The sequence below is a fragment of the Kocuria sp. KH4 genome, assembly GCF_053711175.1.
In genome coordinates this window covers 245,998-265,814 of record NZ_JBSJYX010000002.1, presented here as the reverse complement: position 1 = coordinate 265,814, position 19,817 = coordinate 245,998, and the positions used below count along the sequence as shown (strand labels likewise).

Genomic DNA, 19,817 nt, shown 5'->3' with positions numbered 1-19,817 from the left:
ACCCCCGCAAGCGGGAGATCATCGTTCGACTTGCATGTGTTAAGCACGCCGCCAGCGTTCGTCCTGAGCCAGGATCAAACTCTCCGTCAAAAAAACGAAAAAACAAACCCACCCACCCCGACCAAACCGGGACGAGCGAGCGATCCAGGCCGAAACGACCACCCACACCCCACGGAGGCGGGACACAGGCGATCCATCAACCAAACAAAACATTTGGTATCAACAAACATGGCACACTATTGAGTTCTCAAACAACAGACCAAGAACCAGAACCCCCCAGGGCCCCGAAACTCGTGGATGACACTTCCGATCCGCTCGACCACACCAGGACATCCCGTCCCGGCCGGAGCGACTCAGCTAATTTACCTCCCCGACCCGCCCCGCGCAACTCCCGCACCCCGCACCAGCAGAGCACGACCACACCAGACGAACCCGGAAAACCACCACCACCCGGGGCACAACCACCCCCGGCCGCAGCGACTCGGAAGACACTACACCCACCCCACCCCACCGTCAAAACACCCCCACCACCCCCACGCCGGGCCGGCATGGACGGCCTCCCGGCCACGGACCTCCTCGGTGCCGGCATTCCGTATCGGCACCCCGGACAGTCCGTGGGGCCACGGGCGAGGGAGACGCGGGCCGAGGCGGCACCGCCGTGGGGATGCGAGGGTCACCTCGGACTCCGTGTCGGACCGGTCCGGCACCGCGCGCCGGACCGTGCTGTGGCGCGAAGGGGCTGGGGCCGAGGCTCGGCAGGAGCCGGTTCGTGTGGAGTTCGCGCGGCACCGTGGACCGTTCACCGTCCGGGACGGGTACGGCATCGCCGCGGAGGGGCCGAAGCGGCCCGGCCGTGACCGGGGGGTGGGCTCGTGGTGGTCGAGCGGCGCGCATCCGGGTCGTCGTGCTCGGCCGCTGCGGCGAGCGCATCGGCGGCCGGGGGACGCGTGCGGAACCTGGAGCCGTCGACGACGGGCAGGTCCTCCGTCTCGCCCTGCAGGAGGGGACGGGAAGAGCGGCAGACGGGAGTCGAACCCGCGACCTCCACCATGGCAAGGTGGCGCTCTACCAGCTGAGCTACTGCCGCATTCGTGGCTCCAGCAGGAGCCACGGGAAGACACTACCCGATTCCTGCGGCCCGTGCGTCACGCCGGTCCCGTGGGGACCGGGTGCACGCTCTTCCGCGGTCCCGTCCGGTGCCGTGACCGCGCGGATCGCGGCGTGGGAGCGCGGGACGCGCCCGACCCGGGCTCAGAGGTGCGCGTCCCGTTCGGTGACGGACTCCCGGCCGGCGGGATCGACGTGCCGGGTCTGGGTGGTGGTGCGCCGCGGGATCAGCGAGATCACCAGCAGCACCGCACCGACGACGGTGAGGATCCACCCCACCGTGACCAGGCTGATGGCGAAGGAGCCCAGGCTGATCGTGTTGCCGCTGGTGGCGAAGACCAGGATCAGTCCCAGGACGAGCGTGACGGCGGCACCGGCGGAGAAGCTGCGGTTCATGATGGGCTCCCGGGACTCGTGGCAAAGGCATATGCTTTGCAATTGCGATCGCCCTACGGAGGAGGCGGACCGCTGATAAGCCCCGGAGGGGCCGAGCACCGGACGGCCCCTCCCCGCCTGGTGCGGGGGCCGCCGGCGCGCTCTACAGGCCTTCGTGGGCCATGTTGGCGAACCGGGAGTAGTGGCCCTGGAACGCCACCACGATCGTCTTCGTGGGGCCGTTGCGGTGCTTGGCCACGATGACGTCGGCCTCGCCCGCGCGCGGGGACTCCTTGTCGTAGACGTCGTCGCGGTGCAGCAGGATCACCATGTCGGCGTCCTGCTCGATCGAGCCCGACTCGCGGAGGTCCGAGACCATCGGCTTCTTGTCCTGGCGCTGCTCGGAGCCACGGTTCAGCTGGGACAGCGCGATGACCGGCACCTCGAGCTCCTTGGCCAGCAGCTTCAGGGCACGGGAGAACTCCGAGACCTCCTGCTGACGGGACTCGACCTTCTTGCCCGAGCTCATCAGCTGGAGGTAGTCCAGCACCACGAGCTTGAGGTCGTGCTTCTGCTTGAGCCGGCGGCACTTGGCCCGGATCTCCATCAGCGACATGTTCGGGGAGTCGTCGATGAACAGCGGGGCGGAGTCCATCTTGCCCATCGTGGTGGCGATCTTCGCCCACTGCTCGTCCTGCAGGCGCCCCTTGCGCAGGTCCTGCATGTTCAGCGTCGCCTCGGCCGAGAGCAGACGCATGGCGATCTCGTTGCGGCTCATCTCGAGGGAGAAGATCACCGTGGTCTGGTTGTGCTTGATCGCCGCGGACCGCGCGACGTCGAGGGCCAGCGTCGACTTGCCCATCGCGGGCCGCGCCGCGATGACGATCATCTGGCCGCCCTGGAAGCCCTGGGTCAGCTCGTCGAGCTCGATGAACCCGGTGGGCACGCCGCGCATGCCCTCCCCGCGGGAGCCGGCCGCCTCGATCTCGTCGACGGTGGACTCGATGACCTCCTTGAGCACCGTGTAGTCCTCGGAGGAGCGCCGCTCGGCCACCTGGTAGATCTCGGCCTGGGCGGCGTTGACGATGTCGTCGACCTCGCCGTCGGAGCTGTAGCCCAGCTGCACGATCTTGGTGCCGGCCTCCACGAGGCGGCGCAGCACCCCGCGCTCGCGCACGATCTCGGCGTAGAACCCGGCGTTGGCGGCGGTCGGGACGGAGGAGATGAGGGTGTGCAGGTACGCCGGTCCGCCCACGCGCTCGATCTCGCCGCGCTTGGTCAGCTCGTCGGCCACCGTGATGGCGTCGGCGGGCTCGCCCCGCCCGTAGAGGGAGATGACGGCCTCGTAGATGGACTCGTGGGCCGGCTTGTAGAAGTCGACGCCGCGCAGCACCTCCACCACGTCCGCGATGGCGTCCTTGGACAGCATCATGCCGCCGAGCACCGACTGCTCCGCGACGTTGTCCTGCGGCGGGGTCCGTCCGAACTCCCGGTCGCCCCCGGACGCCTGCTCCGACACGTGCCCACCTCTCCCTGCGCCCGTGCGGGGGCACGGACGAACGACGACGCCGCCCCGTCTGCGGGCGGCCCCACCATTCTCGCACCGACCGCGGACACCGCTTGCCGCCCGGTGGCGTCCGTGGACACCATGGACCATGACGCTCGCCACAGACCTCAGCGGTCCCTGTTCGTGGGACATCCGGACCACCCGGGAGGAGCTGGCCGCGGGCCGGATCAGCCACGTGGAGCACCTCGACGCCCTGCTGGAGCGCCTGCCGCCGGCCCGGCGGCTCGGGGCCGTGATCAGCGTGGACCCGGAGCTGGCCCGTGCCTTCGCCCACGCCCTGGACCGCCGGGAGACCCGGGGTCCCCTGACGGGGATCCCCCTGGGCGTCAAGGACATCGTGGACGTGGCCGGGTTCGCCACCACGGGCGGCACGCGGGCGCTGGAGGACCACCTGGCGGACCGGGACGCCCCCGCGGTGCGGCGTCTGCGGGAGGCCGGCGCCATCCTGTTCCTGAAGACCAACCTGCACGAGCTGTCCTTCGGCATCACCTCGAACAACGGCTCCTTCGGACCGGTGCGCCACCCGCTGGACCCCGCGCTGGCCGCCGGTGGCAGCAGCGGGGGCTCGGCGGTGGCCGTCGCGGTCGGCCTGGTCCCGGCGGCGGTCGCCGCGGACACGGGCGGCTCCTCCCGCATCCCCGCCGCGCTCTGCGGGATCGTGGGGTTCCGGCCCACGCTGGGCCGCTACCCGTCGTCGGGCGTCCTGCCGATCGCCCACTCCCGGGACACGATCGGGCCGATGGCCCGGACCGTGGACGACGTCGTCCTGCTGGACGCGCTGCTCGCCGGGGAGCACCCCGGCGGTCCGCCCCGCGCCCGGCGCCTGGAGGTCGACGACGAGGGCCCCGGCCCGCTGCACGGGGTCCGGCTGGGCGTGCCCGAGCTGTTCCTCCGGGACCTGGAGCCCGGGGTGGACACGGTCTTCGGCGCGGCCCTGCGAGCGCTCGAGACCGCCGGCGCGGAGCTGGTCGGGGTGGACATCGCCCCGGCCCGGGACCACGCGGCGCCGGCCGGGATGACGATCGCCCTGCACGAGTTCCTGCCGGACCTGGAGGCGTACCTGGCGGACGGGGGCGGCGGGCACTCCCTGGAGCAGGTCCGGCACGGGATCGGCAGCCCGGACGTCCTGCGGATCTGGGAGCTGGCCGAGGTGTTCCGCGCCGCCGAGGACGAGTACCGGGCAGCCCGGCAGGCGCGCCGGCTGGCCCTGCGGCTGTACACCGGGGCGCTGGAGGCCCGGGGCGTCACCGCCCTGGTGCAGCCGACCTGCCCGGTGACGGCCCGCCCGCTCGGCGAGGACGACACGGTGGAGCTCAACGGCCGCCGCGTGCCCACGTTCGAGACCTTCACCCGCCACTCCGACCTCGCCGGAATCATCGGCACGCCGGGGATCAGCCTTCCCGCCGGGCGCACCGCGGAGGGACTGCCGGTGGGCCTCGAGCTCGCGGCCGGCCCGGGCTCGGACGCCGTGCTGCTGGACCTCGCCCGGACGGTGGAGGCACTGCTGCGGGAGCGGTGAGGCGGGCGCGCCGCGCCGGCTGCCCGGGCTACGGGGCGGACCGCGGGGGCGGGAAGTCCTCGGCGCGGTCGAGGGCCTCCTCGGTCGCCCGGCGCCCGAAGGCGATGAGCTCCTCGGCGCGGTGGAAGTCCAGGAGGCGGCCGGTGCGCTTGGGCACCGTGATGAGCAGGTCGGGCGGATAGCCGGCCAGCCGGTAGCGCAGCACCATGGACTGCAACGCCTCGAGGGACAGCTGCATGACGTCGAGCGTGCGCAGGCCGGCGGGGAGCGCCCCGAGCACGTCCTCGGCCGCCTCCTCGAGGAGCTCGTCGTCGAGCAGCTGCGGGAGCTCCTGCGGAACCTCTTCCAGGGGCTCCTCCCCGAGCCGGTGGGCGCGGGCCGCGGCCCCGCGGCCGCGGGTCTCCGCGAAGCGGTCCAGGACGGTGCGCGTCAGCTCCCGGTCCAGGAGGTGGGCGGCGCTGCGGCGGAACCGCTCCGCCCGTTCCTCCGCGGGGCGCGCGGCGGCCGTCTCCCGGGCCGGCACCCTGCCCTCGCCGGGCGTCCGGTCCCCCGACAGGGAGACCGCCACGGTGACGTCCGCGCGGGAGGCGACCGTCGCGGCGATGGGCACGGGGTTCAGGATGCCGCCGTCGGCGAGCAGCCGGCCGTTGACCATGACGGGGGTGATGATGCTGGGCAGGGCGATCGACGCCCGCACGGCGACGTCGACCGGACCCTCCTGGAACCAGACCTCCTTGCGGGCCAGCAGGTCGGTGGCCACGGCGGTGAAGGGCACGGGCAGGTCCTCGATCAGGACGCCGTCCAGCAGCTCGCGCACCTTGGCCATGATCTTCTCGGCCCGGATCACGCCCGGGGACGACGGCGAGGGGTCGAGCAGCCGGAGCACGTCCCGCTGGGTCAGTCCCTGCACCCACCGGGCGTACGGGTCCAGGCGTCCCGCCGCGTGCAGCCCGCCGACGAGCGCCCCCATGGAGCTGCCCGCGATCGTCACGATCTCGTAGCCCCGCTCCTCGAGCACCTCGATCACGCCGATGTGGGCGTAGCCGCGGGCACCGCCGCTGCCCAGGGCCAGTGCCACGCGCGTGGTGCTGCTCATCGGCCGCTCCTTCCCCGGCAGCTGGGCTGCCCGTGCGGGTCTGCTGCCCAGCCTGGCAGGGTCCGTCGCGCGAGGAAAGGCCGGCGGCCGCGGACCGCGACCGGCGGCACCGGGTTTTCCACCCTGTGGACAACTGGTGGAAAACGCCGTGCACGACTGTGCACAGGGTGGGGGAAACCCTGTGGACAGTTGTGCACGGTCAGCGACTGATCCCGTGCTGACCAGGTAAAACACGGATGCACAGGCTGTGCAGGACCGCTCCGGACGGCACCGGTGTCATCCACAGCACAGACGGGCCGGACCGCCCTCAGAGCACCGAGGCGACCACGCCCAGCCACAGCAGCGGGTGGCACAGGACGGACAGCGCCAACAGCACCAGGAAGCGGGCCCGGGCGCCCGCGAAGCCGACCGCTCCGGCCAGCGCGACCACCGCCGTCACGGTGGCCCCCACCGCCGCCGCCACGAAGCCGACCACGAAGACCGTCATCGCCGTCTCGGCTCCCCCGGAGTTGCCTCCCAGGAAGGCGACGAGGAAAGCCAGTACGGTGAAGAGCAGGCACCCCAGCCCGAACCAGTACAGGGCGGACGGAGTGACGCGCGGGATCAGGGACGGCATGCACCCATTGTCCCCCGAGGGTCCGCGCGGCACCGGCACACCGCTCCAGGAGCGCCCCCGGGCGCCCGAGCCGCAGAGGAGGTCCCGTGGACGACAGCCGGAGCACGTGGGAGGACCGGCACGCCGCCGGGGAGCCGTCCCCCGACGGCACCGCGCCGCACCCGGAGGTCGCCGCCCTCCTGGAGCGGACGGCCGGGGAGCACGCGGGCCGCACCCCGGCCGCCCTCGACCTCGGTGCGGGCACGGGCCGGCACACCCTGGCCCTGGCGCTGGCGGGCTACGATCCCACGGCCGTGGACTTCTCCCCGAGCGCCGTGCGCGTGCTCACCGGCGCCCTGGCCGAGCGGGGCCTGCCGGGCCGCGCCCTAGTGGCGGACCTGCGGACCTGGAGCCCCGAGCAGGAGCAGCTCCCCGGTGCCGACGCGGTGCCCCGGCAGTTCGACCTGGTGCTCGCCGCCTACTTCCAGCACGACCTGTCCCTGCTGCGCCGCGCGACCGAGTGGCTCGCGCCGGGCGGCCGGCTGCTGTGGATCAGCCACGCCCCCGGCAGCGTGGAGGGCCCGCCGCCGGCCGTGCCGCGCCCGGACCTGGAGGAGACGGTGGCCGTGCTCGAGGGCAAGGGCCTGGACCTGCTGCGCGCCGAACGGGTCCGCACGACCCCGACCGCGCTCGACGTCGTCCTCGAGGGGGTCCGTCCCCGCTGAGGCCCAGGAGATGCGGAAGGGCCCCCGCGGCGCACCGCGGGGGCCCTTCTGCCGTGCAGGACCGGGAACCGGTCAGGCGGGGACGACCTCGAACTCGACGTTCGCGTTGACGTCCTCGTGCAGGCGCACGGAGGCCTGGTACACACCGGTGGTCTTGATGTGCTGGTTGAGCTCGACCTTGCGCTTGTCCACGGAGCCGAGGCCGGCGGCCTCGACGGCGTGGGCGACGTCCTCGGCCTTGACGGTGCCGAAGAGGCGTCCCTCGGCGCCGGCCTTGACCGGGATGGTCACGGTGGCGGAGGTCAGCTTCTGGGCCAGGGTCTGGGCGTCCTCGAGCGAGGCGACCTCGCGCGCGGCGCGGGCGGCCTTGATGCTCTCGATCTGCTTCTCGCCGCCGCGGGACCACGGGGTCGCGAAGCCGCGCGGGAAGAGGTAGTTGCGGGCGTACCCGTTCTTGACCTCGACCACGTCACCGGCAGCGCCGAGGCCGGTGACCTCGGTCGTCAGGATGATCTTTGCCATGAGTATCTGTCCTCTCTGATCAGCGGCCGGCGCCGGAGTAGGGCAGCAGCGCGACCTCGCGGGCGTTCTTGATCGCCAGGGCGATCTTGCGCTGCTCCTGCACGGTCACACCGGTGACGCGGCGGGCACGGATCTTGCCGCGATCGGAGATGAACTTGCGCAGCAGCGCAACGTCCTTGTAGTCGATCTCAGTGACTTTGGCAGCCTTGAGCGGGTTCTGCTTTGGTTTGGGCTTACGAAGTTCAGCCTTGGCCATCGTGGTGCTCCTTGTTCTTCAAGTGGAGCCCGCGGCTGGTCACCGCGGGATGGGGTGTGTGTCGGGAAAAGCGGGGAAGGCCTAGAACGGCGGCTCGTCGTCCTGCCCGCTGCCCCAGTCGTAGTTGCCGCCGGAGGACTGGCTCCAGGGGTCGTTCTGGGGTGCGGCCTGGGGAGCGGGCTGACGCCCGCCGCCACCGCGGCCGCCGCCGAAGCCGCCGCCCTGCTGGCCGCCGCCGAACCCGGAGTCGCCCCCGAATCCGCCGCCGCCCTGCGAGGCGCCGCCGCCGAAGCCGCCGCCCTGCTGGCCGCCGCCGCCGAAGCCGCCGCCCTGCCCGCCGGAGCGGGCGTTGCGGTTGACCTTGGCGGACGCGTAGCGCAGCGAGGGACCGACCTCGTCGACGTCGAGCTCGGTGACGGTGCGCCGCTCGCCTTCCTTGGTGTCGTAGGACCGCGACTTGAGCCGACCCTGGACGATGACGCGCATGCCCTTCTGCAGGGACTCCGCCACGTTCTCGGCCGCCTCGCGCCACACGGAGCAGCGCAGGAACAGGGTCTCCCCGTCCTTCCACTCGTTGGACTGGCGGTCGAAGGTGCGGGGCGTGGACGCAACGGTGAAGTTGGCCACGGCCGCACCCGAGGGGGTGAAGCGCAGCTCGGGGTCAGCGGTCAGGTTGCCGATTACGGTGATGACGGTGTCACCAGCCATGTGGACCTCCCGGGTCGAAGAAGTTCGCGGTCGTACGGGACGTGCTGGGGATCTCCAGCATCTCACCGGTGGGCCCTCGGGGGGCACCCTCGGCGATCAGCCGGTGGAGTCCTTACTCGGCGGAGATCTTCTGCTCTTCCGGGCGGGTGATCTTGGTGCGCATGATCGCCTCGTTGAGGTTCAGCACACGGTCGAGCTCCTGGGCGGTCTGCGGGGTCGCGGTGAAGCGGACCACGGCGTAGATGCCCTCGGACTTCTTCTGGATCTCGTAGGCGAGGCGACGGCGGCCCCAGATGTCGACGGTGTCGACGGTGCCGTTGTCCTTGGTGACGACCTCGAGGAACTTCTTGAGAGTCGGCTCCACGGCACGATCCTCGACCTCGGGGTTGATGATCACCATCAGTTCGTATTCACGCATGTTCGAACCCACCTCCTTCGGGCTGAGCGGCTGCGGTCCTTCCGCAGCAGGAGGTTCTGTAGCGTCGTCCGCGCGCCGGCGCCGCACGTCGGGCGGCGGGCACACAGACCTCACAACACTACTACATCCCCGGCCCCGTGCCGAACGGGGCGCACGGCCGGGGCACTCGCGCCCGGCGGGACACTCACCGGCGGTAGGCGCTCCGGGCGATCGAGGCGTTCACGAGGGCGGTGCGGAACGGCATGGTGAAGACGTCCAGGAACATCAGCAGCGCCCACGGCACGAGGAACAGCAGGCCGATGCCGATGCCCACGGTGCTCCAGCCCAGACCGCCCAGGAACAGGTAGATCAGGCCCCAGACGGGCTGGCGGAGGTAGAACTTGTGCACGCCCAGCCAGCCCAGGAAGAACCACAGGACGTAGGCCAGGAGCAGGGACTTGCCGCCCACCACGTTCACCACGGGCGCCCCGGCGGGCACGCCGTGGCCGCTTCCGTACGGCGCGCGGGGATACCCGCTGGGCGCCTGGTAACCGGTCCCGAACGGCTGGCCGTAGGGTGCGCCGCGGTACCCGGCGCGGCCGGGATCGTCGTTCAGCGGAACGGGGCGGTAGTACTCGGGCTCGGGAGCCACGGGGTCCTTTCGGGGCGGGCCGTCGGTGCGGACGGGAGGTCGGGGTGGGGCCGCCCGCGGGGACGGCCTCGATCAGCACAACGACCGGCCGGCGAGCGCTATTCCGGGCGGCGGACCGCCGCGAGGTGCTCGGGCCGCACCGGTCCCACGTGCCCGGTGAACTCCTCGCGCCCGCGCAGCCAGGCGGCGATGAACGGGCACACGGGCACGATCGTCAGGCCTGCGGCCACGGTGTCCTCGAGCGCGGCGGCGGCCAGCCGGCTGCCCAGGCCCTCGCCCTCCCGGTCGTCGTCCACCGTGGTGTGGAAGAAGATCCGCTGGGGCCCGGCCGGGGCGCCGAAGGGGCGGTAGTGGGCCTTCCCGACGACCGTCCCGCCGTCGAGCAGCTCGTAGCGGTGCCGGTCGGGGGCGTGGCGGACGGTGATCGAGGCATCCTGCGGCACGGGTGCTCCTGTCGGGTCGGCGGCGGGACCCCCGGGCCGGGGGTATTCCGATTAGGCTACGCTTTTCTTGTCGAATGATCGTCGTGCGGTCCCCGGGATCGCCGCGCCCGAGGAAGAGGCCCCGATGCGCCGTCGCTCCCTGTACGTCACCACCGGCATCCTGACCGCGATGACGGCGGTCGTCACGGGCTGCGGCACGCTCGGCCTCGGCGACCAACCCGCCGACCTGCAGATCTACTCGGCACGGCACTACGACCTCGAGGGCGCGTTCGGCGACTTCACGGACGAGACCGGGATCACGGTGGAGTTCATCAGCGGCGACGACGCCGAGCTGCTCGAGCGGCTCAAGGCCGAGGGCGAGGACACCCCGGCGGACGTGTTCATGACCGTCGACGCGGGCAACCTCTGGAACGCCGCCCGCCAGGACGAGCTCGCCGCCATCTCCTCCCCCGCCCTGGACGAGGCGGTCCCCGAGGACCTGCGGGACCCCCAGGACCGCTGGTTCGGCCTCGCGATGCGGGCGCGCACGCTCACGTACAACCCGGACACCGTGGACCCCGCCGAGTTCGACGGCCGGGAGAGCTACGCCGGGCTGGCCGACCCGAAGTGGAAGGGACGGCTGTGCATGCGGGACGCCACCTCCGCCTACACCCAGTCCCTGGTCGCGAGTCTGATCGACCTGCACGGCGGGGAGGAGGCCCTGGAGATCGTGCGGGGCTGGGTGGCCAACGACGTGGAGATCATGAGCAACGACGTCCTGCTGCTCGAGTCGATCGACGCCGGCACCTGCGACGTGGGGATCAACAACCACTACTACCTGGCCCGCACCCTGGAGGAGAACCCGGATCTGAACGTCGACCTGTTCTGGGCCAGCCAGGACGGCGCCGGCACCCACGTGAACATCTCCGGGGCGGGCGTGGTCGACGGGTCCGACAACCCCGAGGACGCGCAGCGGCTCGTCGAGTGGCTGGCCACCGACGGCCAGAACGCGTTCGTCGACGCGAACCACGAGTTCCCCGTCAACCCCGCGGTGGAGCCCGAGCCGACGATTGCCGCCTTCGGGGAGTTCGAGCGCATGCCGCTCAACGCACAGGCCTACGGCGACCTCAACGCCGAGGCGGTCGACCTGCTGGCCGAGGCCGGATACCGGTGACCGAGACGGCCGTCCTCCCGGAGGCCCGGCCGCCCGTCCCGCGCCGGGGCACGGGCCCGGGCCGCCCGCGGTGGACGGCCCTCGTCGTGCTCGTCGCGGTCCTCGTCGCGACCCCCGTCCTGGCCGTGGTGGCCGACGGCCTCGGCGGCCTGGGCGAGGGCAGCCCGCCGCGCGGGCTCGGCCGGATGGTGCTCACCACCCTGGCGCTCATGCTCGGCGTCGGGGCGGGGACGCTGGTCGTGGGCGGGGGGCTGGCGTGGCTGGTCACCGCCCACCGCTTCCCGCTGCGCGACGTCCTGGTGTGGCTGCTGGTGCTGCCCCTGGCCATGCCGGCCTACATCCTCGGCTTCGTGCTCCTGTCCACCTTCGACGTCTCCGGGCCGGTGCAGTCCGCCCTGCGGGCGGTGCTGGGCACGGACGTGTGGCTGCCCGAGGTGCGCTCGCTGCCCGCCGCGGTCCTGGTGATGACCCTGACCCTCTACCCCTACGTCTACCTCCTGGCGCGGGCCGCGCTGGTGGAGCAGACGGCGGGCACCTACGACGCCGCCCGGACGCTGGGCGCCGGCCGGGCCCGGGCGCTGCGCCGCGTCCTGCTGCCCCTGGCCCGCCCTTCCCTGGCGGCCGGGCTGGCCCTGGTGATGATGGAGACGCTCACCGACTTCGCCACCGTGCAGTACTTCAACGTGCAGACGGTCTCGGTGGGGGTCTACCTGGTGTGGAAGGGCAGCTTCGACTTCCACGCGGCGACCCGGCTGGCCGTGCTAGTGCTGCTCTTCGCGGTGGCCGTCCTGGCCGGCGAGCGCCTGCTCCGCGGCCGGGCCCGGTTCCACCAGCGGGGCGGCCGCGGCCAGGGGCTGCAGCCGGAGCGGCTCCCCGGGTGGCGGGGCTGGGGCGCCACGCTGGTCTGCGTGGCCGCCCTGTCCGCGGGCTTCCTCCTGCCCGTGCTCCAGCTGCTCGCGTGGGCCGTCGGCGAGGTGGCCGGCGATCCCGCCACCCTGACTGACCCCCGCTTCGCGGACCACCTCGCCAACAGCCTCGTGGTCGCGGCGATCGCCGCCGCGACCTGCGTGGCGCTCTCCCTGGCGATCGCGCACGGCGTGCGGATGAGCGGCGGTCGGCTGGCGGCCTCCGCGGCCCAGCTCACGACGTTCGGCTACGCCGTCCCGGGCGCGGTGGTCGGCATCGGCGTCCTCATCGCCTTCGCCGGGCTCGACACCGGCCTGGAGCGCGCGGGCGTCCCGGGCGGCACGGGGCTGCTGGTGACGGGCTCGGTCCTGGGGATCCTCTACGCCTACGTGATCCGCTTCCTCGCCCCGGCCTACCAGGCCGTGGACGCGAGCCTGGGCAAGATCTCCCCGACGACCACCGCCTCCGCGCTCAGCCTCGGCGCCTCCCCGCTGCGGGTGCTGACCCGGGTGCACCTGCCCCTGGCCCGCCCCGGCGTGGCGGTGGCCCTGGTGCTCGTGCTCATCGACGCGGTCAAGGAGCTGCCCATCGTGCTGCTGCTGCGCCCGTTCGGGTTCACCACGACGTCCGTGTGGGTCTACGAGCTCGCCCGCGAGAACTTCTGGGAACGGGCGGCCCTGCCGGCGCTGGTGATCGTGGCGGCGGCGGTCGTGCCCGTCGTCGTCCTGGTCCGGCAGACGCGCCGGGCCGAGCACCCCGGAGAGGTAGGGCGATGACCGTGCCGGCCGTCGGCGCCCACCGCGCGCCCCGCTCCGGGCAGGCGCCCCCCGCCCTGGTCCTCGACCGGGTCGGCAAGCGCTACGGGGACTCCGTCGGCGCCGACGCCCTGGACCTGACGGTGGCGCCCGGGGAGCTGGTGACGCTGATCGGTCCCTCCGGCTGCGGGAAGTCCACGACGCTGCGGCTCGTGGCCGGGCTCGAACGGCCCGACGAGGGGACGATCCGCATCGCGGGGGAGGTGGTCGCGGACGGGCGCCGGTTCCGGGAGCCGGAGCACCGCCGGGTCGGCCTGGTCTTCCAGGACCACGCGCTGTTCCCGCACCTGACGGTCGCGAAGAACGTCGCCTTCGGGCTGGACCGGTCCCCGCGGGCGGAGCGCCGGGCCCGGGTCGGGGAGGTCCTCGAGCTCGTGCGGCTGAGCCACCTCGCCGACCGCTACCCGCACGAGCTGTCCGGGGGCGAGCAGCAGCGCGTGGCCCTGGCCCGGGCGCTGGCGCCCCGGCCGGCCGTCGTCCTGCTCGACGAGCCGTTCTCCAGCCTCGACGAGTCCCTGCGCGCCCAGGTCCGCCGCGACACCACGGCCACGCTGCACGAGACCGGCACCACCGCGGTGCTGGTCACCCACGACCAGACGGAGGCCCTCTCCGTGGGGCACCGGGTGGTGGTCATGCACGACGGGGTGATCGAGCAGGCCGACACCCCGGAGAAGGTTTTCGAGCAGCCCAGCACCCGGTTCGTCGCCTCGTTCATGGGCGACGCGGACTTCCTCCCGGCGCGGGTGCACCGGGGGCTGCTGACCTGCGAGATCGGCGTCGTCTCCACGGTGCCGGGGTGGGCCGGCAGCGACGCGGCGGTCGACGTGGTGCTGCGCCCGCACGAGGTGGCGCTGCACCCGGACCCGGACTCCCCCGCACGGGTGTCGGCGGTCGAGTACCACGGTGCGTTCGTGCTCCACCACGTGCGCCTGGCCTCGGGCCGGACGCTGCGCTCCTGGCAGCCCCACAACGTCCGCCACCCCGCGGGGACCCCTGTCGCCGTGACGGTGGCCCCGGGCACCACCCCGACGCTGCTCGTCGACGACCGGGCCGTCACCGCTCCGCCGCGGGCGGCGGCACCGACGGGGCGGTACCCCATGCCGGACGAATTCGACAAGACTTTTCTTCGCTAATCGACTCTTCTAAGGTGGCGCCGTGACCACGCACCCGGATCTGGCCCGCATCCCCTTCGCGGCGGGGCTCGCCCGGCACGGGGACCGTCCTGCCGTCCTCACCCGGGATGGGACGCTGAGCTACCGGGAACTAGCCGAGCGCGTCGACGCCCTCGCCGCGCGCCTGGGCGGCGGCCGCCGGCTGGCGGTCCTGGCCGCGGCCAACGACCTCGACTCCCTCGTCGCCTATCTCGCCGCCCTCACCGCGGGCCACCCCCTGCTCCTGGTCCCGGCGGACAAGCCGGAGGCCCTGGCCTCCCTGGTGGCCGCCTACGACCCCGACGTCGTGCTCCGCTCCGGCCACGGCGCGCCCGTGGTGGAGGACCGGCGCCCCGGCACGCGCCACGACCTGCACCCCGACCTGGCGCTGCTGCTGAGCACCTCGGGGTCGACCGGCTCCCCGAAGCTCGTGCGCCTCTCGCACGAGAACCTGGCCGCCAACGCCGAGGCGATCGCCGAGTACCTGGCCATCACCCCCGACGACCGCGCCGCGACCACGCTGCCGATGTCCTACTGCTACGGGCTGTCGGTGCTCAACAGCCACCTGCTGCGCGGGGCCGGGCTCGTGCTGACGGACCTGTCGGTGGTCGACCCCTGCTTCTGGGAGCTGTTCCGCGCGCGCGGGGCCACGTCCTTCGCCGCGGTGCCCTACACCTTCGAGCTGCTGGAGCGCGTGGGCTTCGCCGGGATGGACCTGCCCCGACTGCGCTGCGTCACCCAGGCCGGCGGGCGGCTGGCCCCCGAGCGGGTCCGGCACTACGCCGAACTCGGCCGCAGCCGCGGCTGGGACCTGTTCGTCATGTACGGGGCCACGGAGGCCACCGCCCGGATGGCCTATCTGCCCCCGGACCTGGCGGCCGAGCGCCCCGGGTGCATCGGCGTCCCGGTGCCCGGCGGGGCCTTCCGCATCGAACCGGTGGAGGGCCTGGCCGACGGCGAGCTCGTCTACACCGGACCCAACGTCATGCTCGGCTACGCCGAGCGCCCGGCCGACCTCGCCGCCGGGCGCACCGTCCAGGAGCTGCGCACCGGCGACCTGGCCCGCCGGCACCCGGACGGGCTGTACGAGGTCGTGGGGCGGCGCAGCCGCTTCGTGAAGATCGTGGGGCTGCGCGTGGACCTCGGGCAGGTCGAGCGTGCGCTCGCCGAGCTCGGCGTGACGGCGGCGGCCGCCGGCTCGGGCCCGGGCCCGGACGAGGGCCTCGTGGTCGCCGTCGCGGGCGACCACGACCCGGGGCTGCTCGGCAAGGTCCTCGCCCGCAGCGTGGGACTGCCCCGCGCCGCCGTCGCGGTGCACCCCGTGGAGCAGCTGCCGCGCCTGGCCACCGGCAAGGTGGACTACCCCGCCGTCGCCGCGCTCGCCGCCCCCCGGACCGTTCCCACCCCGCCCGCCGAGGGCGCGGCGGAGGGACCGCAGGACGTCAGACGGATCTTCGCGGAGGTGCTGGACCGCCCCGACGTCGACGACGACGACACGTTCGTCTCCCTCGAGGGCGACTCGCTGTCCTACGTGGCGGCCTCGGTCCGGCTCGAGCGGGCCCTCGGGCACCTGCCGACGGACTGGCACGTCACGCCGGTCCGGGACCTGGTCCCCCGGCCGGCCCGGCCCCGGCGGCGCCCGGTGTCGTTCCTGGAGACCGGCGTCGTCCTCCGGGCGGTCGCGATCGTGTGCATCGTCTGCACGCACGTGGAGCTGTTCACCTTCCAGACCGCCCACCTGCTGTTCGCGGTGGCCGGCTACAACTTCGCCCGGTTCCAGCTGACCGGGCGGCGCCTGCCCCGCCTGCGGCGCCAGCTGCGCAGCCTGGGCCGGATCGTGGCCCCCTCCGTGGCCTTCATCGCCGTGGCCCACCTGCTCACCGATGACTACACGGCGGCCAACGTGGTGCTGCTCAACGGGATGGTGGGCCCGCAGGAGCTGACGAGCCAGTGGCACTTCTGGTTCGTCGAGATGCTCGTCTACGTCCTCGTGGCCGTCACGGCCCTCATGGCGCTGCCCTGGGCCGACCGCGCCGAGCGGCGCCTCCCGTTCGTCTTCCCGCTGCTCCTGCTCGGCGTGGGGCTGCTCAGCCGCTACGACCTGGTGGACCCGGGCCTGCCCAAGCCCGCCCCCGTGCTCTGGATCTTCGCCCTGGGCTGGGCGGCCGCCCGGTCCCGGACCACGCCGCAGCGGTGCGTGGTGTCGGTCCTCGCGGTGCTGAGCACCCCGGGCTACTTCGACAGCGCGCTGCGGGAGGGCACGCTGGCCGTGGGGATCCTGCTGCTCCTGTGGGTGCCGGCCCTGCCCGTGCCGGTGGGGCTGCGGCGCCTGACCGGCCGGCTGGCCGCGGCGTCCCTGTACATCTACCTGACGCACTGGCTGGTCTATCCCGTGCTGCTGCCGGTGCACCCGGTGCTGGCCGTGGTCGCCTCGCTGGCCGCGGGCGTGGCCTACTGGCTCCTGGCCGAGCGGGTGCTCCGCGGCCTCGCCGGCCGGGGGCCCGGCGGGCGGCGGCCACGGACGGGCACGCCGGCCCCGGTCCGGCCCGTAACTACTCCGGGCCCACGCTGATCTGTGCGCTCTGCCCCGTGGAGCGCACGGTGGCGGGCACCGGGAACTGCACGCGCTCCGTGACCGGCTCGCCGTCCTCCAGGTAGCTCAGCCGCGCCTCGGCGGGCCGGTACGGGTCCGCGTCCCAGCGCAGGGGGTCCTCCGGGGAGCCGACCAGCACCAGGGCGGGCCGGGAGACGAGCCGCCAGCGGACGTCGGTGACTCCCGGGTCCGCCGCCCCGTCCCCGTCGGGCAGGCCCGCGGCGGCGTCCGGGGACGCCCCGGGGCCGGGGTGCCGCGCGGAGGCCGGGCAGCCCTCGGGGGCGAGCTCCTCCGAGGCCATGCAGGTGCGCAGCCACTGGCTGATCCGCTCCTCGGTCTCCTGCCACATGCGCGGGGAGGGCTCGATCTCCAGGTCCACGGACGCCGGGCGCGGGTCGCGGAAGGCCATCCGCACCGGAGGCAGGGGCACGGGCACCCGGTAGTAGGAGTTGCCGGGGAGCCCGACCGCGTAGTCCCCGGGCAGGGCCTCGAAGCGCCACGAGCCCCCGGGGCCGGTGGGGTCCGGCACACGCTCGTCCGGGTCCGGGCGGATGCTCTCCCCGTTGACGGAGATCTCGTCCAGGGGTGCCGGGAGGTGGACGGCGAGGGGCGCCACGTCCGGGGAGTCCAGCTCCCAGTGGTCGTTGAAGGGACCGCTGCGCTCCACCCGGTGCACGCCGTAGGTGTGCACCTCCTCACGGGCCCGGTCCCCGCCCCCGGGCTCGTCCCACCACACGCGCGCCCGGATCTCGGCGTGCTCGCCCTGCACGTCCACGCGCAGCACCTCGTGGCCGCTGATCCGCCCGGCCGCGTTGCGGTAGACCCGGTTGGCGAAGACGTTGAGGGCGGGATCGGCGACCACGGCCTCCGCCCGGGACAGCAGCTGCCGCGAGCGCCCGTCCTCGAGGCCGCCGAGCCAGGTGTGCACGGGGTCCTGGGGGGCGCGGTCCACGAAGAACCAGTTGAACGCCGAGCTCAGCCCGGTGACCAGGACCACGACCGCCGCCAGCCAGATCAGCAGCGTTCGCCGCAGGCCGTGGGCGTCCTCGGCGGTGAGGACCGCGCCGGGCTCCCGTTCCCCTGGCACCGCCACCGCAGCCTCCCCGTCCGACCCCAGCTCGTCCGGCGCGCGCCGGTGCTCCGGGCCGCGCGGCGGCCCACCGGCTCACATCGTAGGTCGGGCGCGGCGGCGGTGACCGGAGGAGGAGCCCTACAGTGCGCGTTTCTTCGTGACGAGGATCCCGGCGAGCACGAAGAGCAGTCCCCAGGCGCCGTAGACCAGCCCGGACTCCACGTGGTTCAGCACGGCGTCCGAGGGCTGGTACACCGAGGTGAGCTGGGCTCCGGCCGAGGCCGGGGAGTAGGGCTTGACGTCCTCGAGCCACTCGAAGGACAGGGCGAAGAGGACGATCTCCAGGACCAGCAGCACCACCACGAGCACCACGATGCCCCAGGTCGTGGACCTCAGCAGGGCGCCCAGTCCGAAGCCCAGCCACGCGGTGATCATGTAGAACAGGCCCACGGCGAGGACGTTCAGCAGCACGGGTTCCTGCCACACGTCGTAGCCCATGTCCCCGCCGGCCAGGATCGGCTGGACCAGCAGGTGGCACAGCAGTCCGCTGAGCAGTCCGAAAAGGAGCGCGACCGCGGAGAGCACCACCGTCTTGGCCAGCATCACCGGGGTGCGCCGCGGCACCGCCGTCATGGTGGTCTGGATCGACCGGGTGGCGTACTCCGAGCCGATGAACAGCACGGCCAGCGCGCCCAGGAGCAGCATGACCAGCTGGAGGCCGCCGTTGGCGCTGGTCATGGCCAGGTACTCGCTGAAGCCCATCCCGTCGGGCAGGGCGATGTCCGAGTCCTGCGCGATCTGCCGGTCCGACTGGGCGATGATCTCGTCCTTCTGCTGCTGGACCTGCTCCTCGGTGAGACCGGCCTCCTCGGGACTGCGGCCGTCGAGCGTCGCGTCGATCTGCTCCTGGGCGGCCTGTTCGTTGAAGTCCTGCAGGGAGGTGGTGCTCCAGGCGCCCAGGGCGGCGAAGCCGAGGGAGAGCAGCAGGGCCACGGTCAGCAGGATCCAGTGGGAGCGCAGGGAGCGGAACTTGATCCACTCCGAGCGCAGGACGCGGCCGAAGCCCAGACGGGCGTCGAACGCGGGACCGGCGTGCCCGGTGGGGCCCGGGCCCGTGGTCTCCGGGCGGGGTGCGGTCGAGGTGCTGGTGCTCATGCTCGGTCTCCGGTTCGTGCGGCGGCGCCCGCCCAGGGCGCCCGGGTGGTCTCGACGGGGGCGCCGCCGGAGCGGTACTCGACCTCGTCCTGCGTCATGGCCATGTAGACGTCCTCGAGGGTCTCGGTCTGCGGGGTGAGCTCGTAGAGCAGCACCCCGGCGGACAGCGCGGCCTCGGCGATCCGCCGCGGCGCGGGCCCGGTGACCAGGGCCCCGTCGTCGTCGAACTCCGTGATCTCGGCGTGCTCCTCCCGCAGGGCCCGGCGCAGGGCCTCCCGGTCGGTGGTGCGCACGCGGGTGCGGTTGCGCTCCCCCGCCAGGAGCTCCCCGATGGGCGCGTCCGCGAGGATCCGGCCGCGGCCGATGACCACGAGGTGGTCGGCCGTCTGGGCCATCTCCGACATCAGGTGGGAGGAGAGGAAGACCGTGCGGCCCTCCGAGGCGAGGTACCGGGCGAGGTGGCGCACCCACACGACGCCCTCGGGGTCCAGGCCGTTGACGGGCTCGTCGAGGACCACGGTGTGCGGGTCGCCGATCAGGGCCGCGGCGATGCCCAGCCGCTGGCCCATGCCCAGGGAGAAGCCCCCCACCCGCTTGTCCGCCGCGGCGCCGAGCCCGGTGAGGTCTACGACCTCCTGGACGCGGGAGCGGGGGATGCCGTGGGTCGCGGCGAGCGCGGAGAGGTGGGCCCGCGCCGTGCGCCGGGGGTGGACGGCCTTGGCGTCGAGGAGCACGCCGACCTCCGAGAGGGGGGCGCGGTGCTGGGCGTACGGGCGGCCGTTGACGCGGGCGTGCCCGCTCGTGGCGGACTCCAGGCCCACCAGCAGGCGCATGGTGGTCGACTTGCCGGCCCCGTTGGGTCCCAGGAACCCGGTGACCCGGCCCGGACGGACGGTGAAGCTGACGTCGTCCACCGCCGTCTTGCCACCGTAGGTCTTCGTCAGGTTCTCGATCTCGATCACCGGCGCTCCTCCCGAGCACTCGTCATTGCGGTCCGCCCTCAACCTACG

General features: G+C 73.2%; 19 protein-coding genes, 1 tRNA gene and 1 rRNA gene. 6 read left to right on the top strand and 15 right to left on the bottom strand.

Annotated features, from left to right (window positions below; genetic code table 11):
• The 4 genes from ACWCOM_RS03355 to dnaB all read right to left on the bottom strand — a co-directional run.
• A 16S ribosomal RNA gene (locus ACWCOM_RS03355) occupies nucleotides 1-90 on the bottom strand; the annotation flags it as partial.
• 924 nt (nucleotides 91-1,014) lie between these two features.
• A tRNA-Gly gene (locus ACWCOM_RS03350) sits at nucleotides 1,015-1,087 on the bottom strand.
• Nucleotides 1,088-1,251: 164 nt separating this feature from the next.
• Entirely contained in the window at nucleotides 1,252-1,503 is a 252-nt protein-coding gene (locus tag ACWCOM_RS03345) for a DUF6458 family protein (protein ID WP_454547311.1), read from the bottom strand.
• Between the two features lie 142 nt (nucleotides 1,504-1,645).
• Entirely contained in the window at nucleotides 1,646-3,001 is a 1,356-nt protein-coding gene (dnaB, locus tag ACWCOM_RS03340) for a replicative DNA helicase (RefSeq protein ID WP_454547310.1), read from the bottom strand.
• A gap of 136 nt (nucleotides 3,002-3,137) precedes the next feature.
• Here dnaB and ACWCOM_RS03335 point away from each other — a divergent pair, with 136 nt between their 5' ends.
• Nucleotides 3,138-4,568 (top strand): amidase family protein, encoded by a 1,431-nt coding sequence (locus ACWCOM_RS03335; protein ID WP_454547309.1) that lies wholly within the window; start codon nucleotides 3,138-3,140, stop codon nucleotides 4,566-4,568.
• A gap of 28 nt (nucleotides 4,569-4,596) precedes the next feature.
• Here the strand turns inward: ACWCOM_RS03335 and ACWCOM_RS03330 are convergent, their stop codons facing one another.
• Both ACWCOM_RS03330 and ACWCOM_RS03325 read right to left on the bottom strand, forming a co-directional pair.
• The gene (locus ACWCOM_RS03330) at nucleotides 4,597-5,664 is read right to left on the bottom strand and encodes a patatin-like phospholipase family protein (RefSeq protein ID WP_454547308.1); all 1,068 of its coding nucleotides are present in this window, start codon (nucleotides 5,662-5,664) and stop codon (nucleotides 4,597-4,599) included.
• 307 nt (nucleotides 5,665-5,971) lie between these two features.
• Complete coding sequence (locus tag ACWCOM_RS03325) at nucleotides 5,972-6,280, bottom strand: hypothetical protein (RefSeq protein WP_454547307.1); 309 nt, start codon at nucleotides 6,278-6,280, stop codon at nucleotides 5,972-5,974.
• 86 nt (nucleotides 6,281-6,366) lie between these two features.
• Here ACWCOM_RS03325 and ACWCOM_RS03320 point away from each other — a divergent pair, with 86 nt between their 5' ends.
• Nucleotides 6,367-6,984, top strand: a complete 618-nt coding sequence (locus ACWCOM_RS03320) for a class I SAM-dependent methyltransferase (RefSeq protein ID WP_454547306.1) — start codon at nucleotides 6,367-6,369, stop codon at nucleotides 6,982-6,984.
• Nucleotides 6,985-7,056: 72 nt separating this feature from the next.
• On the opposite strand, the gene rplI is transcribed toward ACWCOM_RS03320, so the two are convergent.
• From rplI to ACWCOM_RS03290, 6 genes are all read right to left on the bottom strand, one after another.
• On the bottom strand, nucleotides 7,057-7,506 hold the full coding sequence (gene rplI / locus ACWCOM_RS03315; protein WP_454547305.1) for a 50S ribosomal protein L9: 450 nt from the start codon (nucleotides 7,504-7,506) through the stop codon (nucleotides 7,057-7,059).
• Between the two features lie 19 nt (nucleotides 7,507-7,525).
• Nucleotides 7,526-7,762, bottom strand: a complete 237-nt coding sequence (gene rpsR, locus ACWCOM_RS03310; protein ID WP_017835048.1) for a 30S ribosomal protein S18 — start codon at nucleotides 7,760-7,762, stop codon at nucleotides 7,526-7,528.
• 81 nt (nucleotides 7,763-7,843) lie between these two features.
• The gene (locus ACWCOM_RS03305; RefSeq protein ID WP_454547304.1) at nucleotides 7,844-8,470 is read right to left on the bottom strand and encodes a single-stranded DNA-binding protein; all 627 of its coding nucleotides are present in this window, start codon (nucleotides 8,468-8,470) and stop codon (nucleotides 7,844-7,846) included.
• A 112-nt stretch (nucleotides 8,471-8,582) separates the two neighbouring features.
• Entirely contained in the window at nucleotides 8,583-8,888 is a 306-nt protein-coding gene (rpsF, locus tag ACWCOM_RS03300) for a 30S ribosomal protein S6 (RefSeq protein WP_454547303.1), read from the bottom strand.
• A 184-nt stretch (nucleotides 8,889-9,072) separates the two neighbouring features.
• Nucleotides 9,073-9,519 carry a TM2 domain-containing protein gene (locus tag ACWCOM_RS03295; RefSeq protein WP_454547302.1) on the bottom strand — a complete coding sequence of 149 codons (447 nt, stop codon included), beginning with the start codon at nucleotides 9,517-9,519 and terminating at the stop codon, nucleotides 9,073-9,075.
• 98 nt (nucleotides 9,520-9,617) lie between these two features.
• Nucleotides 9,618-9,962, bottom strand: coding sequence for a GNAT family N-acetyltransferase (locus ACWCOM_RS03290; RefSeq protein WP_454547301.1), 345 nt, complete (start codon nucleotides 9,960-9,962; stop codon nucleotides 9,618-9,620).
• A gap of 124 nt (nucleotides 9,963-10,086) precedes the next feature.
• Here ACWCOM_RS03290 and ACWCOM_RS03285 point away from each other — a divergent pair, with 124 nt between their 5' ends.
• The 4 genes from ACWCOM_RS03285 to ACWCOM_RS03270 are packed head-to-tail and all read left to right on the top strand — an operon-like array spanning nucleotide 10,087 to nucleotide 16,559.
• The gene (locus ACWCOM_RS03285) at nucleotides 10,087-11,115 is read left to right on the top strand and encodes an extracellular solute-binding protein (RefSeq protein WP_454547300.1); all 1,029 of its coding nucleotides are present in this window, start codon (nucleotides 10,087-10,089) and stop codon (nucleotides 11,113-11,115) included.
• Nucleotides 11,112-12,797: an ABC transporter permease gene (locus ACWCOM_RS03280; RefSeq protein WP_454547299.1), complete on the top strand. Its 1,686-nt coding sequence runs from the start codon at nucleotides 11,112-11,114 to the stop codon at nucleotides 12,795-12,797. The genes ACWCOM_RS03285 and ACWCOM_RS03280 overlap by 4 nt, the downstream gene beginning before the upstream one ends.
• Nucleotides 12,794-13,969: an ABC transporter ATP-binding protein gene (locus ACWCOM_RS03275; protein ID WP_454547298.1), complete on the top strand. Its 1,176-nt coding sequence runs from the start codon at nucleotides 12,794-12,796 to the stop codon at nucleotides 13,967-13,969. The genes ACWCOM_RS03280 and ACWCOM_RS03275 overlap by 4 nt, the downstream gene beginning before the upstream one ends.
• Nucleotides 13,970-13,991: 22 nt before the next feature.
• A complete protein-coding gene (locus tag ACWCOM_RS03270; RefSeq protein ID WP_454547297.1) occupies nucleotides 13,992-16,559 on the top strand; it encodes an AMP-binding protein in 2,568 nt (855 codons plus the stop codon).
• Here the strand turns inward: ACWCOM_RS03270 and ACWCOM_RS03265 are convergent.
• The 3 genes from ACWCOM_RS03265 to ACWCOM_RS03255 form a co-directional block, all read right to left on the bottom strand.
• Nucleotides 16,540-17,673, bottom strand: coding sequence for a hypothetical protein (locus tag ACWCOM_RS03265; protein WP_454547296.1), 1,134 nt, complete (start codon nucleotides 17,671-17,673; stop codon nucleotides 16,540-16,542). The genes ACWCOM_RS03270 and ACWCOM_RS03265 overlap by 20 nt on opposite strands.
• Before the next feature lie 117 nt (nucleotides 17,674-17,790).
• Nucleotides 17,791-18,807, bottom strand: a complete 1,017-nt coding sequence (locus ACWCOM_RS03260) for an ABC transporter permease subunit (protein WP_454547295.1) — start codon at nucleotides 18,805-18,807, stop codon at nucleotides 17,791-17,793.
• Complete coding sequence (locus ACWCOM_RS03255; RefSeq protein ID WP_454547294.1) at nucleotides 18,804-19,769, bottom strand: ABC transporter ATP-binding protein; 966 nt, start codon at nucleotides 19,767-19,769, stop codon at nucleotides 18,804-18,806. Before ACWCOM_RS03255 ends, ACWCOM_RS03260 begins: the two co-directional genes overlap by 4 nt.
• Nucleotides 19,770-19,817 lie beyond the last annotated feature (48 nt).